The organism is Acinetobacter sp. LCT-H3 (genome assembly GCF_001866125.1).
GTDB lineage: Bacteria > Pseudomonadota > Gammaproteobacteria > Pseudomonadales > Moraxellaceae > Acinetobacter > Acinetobacter schindleri.
In genome coordinates this window covers 1-561 of sequence record NZ_MODX01000082.1, presented here as the reverse complement: position 1 = coordinate 561, position 561 = coordinate 1, and the positions used below count along the sequence as shown (strand labels likewise).

Sequence of the window (561 nt, the reverse complement as noted above, 5' to 3'; positions counted from 1 at the left end):
TTAGGGTGTGTTGACACTTTTAGCTTAAAAAAATAGCGAAGTAGTAAAATCAAATCGCCAAACCCAATTTTACTATTCGCTATGCCTCGTACCATGCTGACAGATCAACACTGGCAAAAGTTGAAAGTTATTCTGCGTAATTTATCCATTCACCACAACTCAAATTTACGCAATTTTATTGAAGCTATTCTCTATAGAATTAGAACAGGCTGTCCGTGGCGAGATATTCCTTCTTGTTTTGGTCATTCAAACTCTATTTTCAAACGTTTTAATCGTTGGTCAAGCAGCGGTAAGTTACTTAGATTATTCAAATTGCTAGCCTCATGCCCCGATATGGAGTGGATTTTTATTGATGGCTCTCATGTACGTGCTCATCAACATTCTGCTGGCATAGCGAATCAATCTATTTCTAAAAGTGTAGGAGGAAACTCCTCAAAAATACATTTGATTGTTGATGCACATGGCAATCCTATTGATTTCATGATTACCGATGGAACCACACATGATGTTAAAGTTGCACCTGATTTAATATCAACATTAGATTTAAAAGAGACAAAAGTG

1 pseudogene is annotated in these 561 nt (G+C 36.4%); it reads left to right on the top strand.

The features are described from left to right. Positions 1-81: 81 nt before the first annotated feature. Positions 82-561, top strand: a pseudogene (locus BK820_RS14955) (IS5-like element ISAba31 family transposase); the annotation flags it as partial.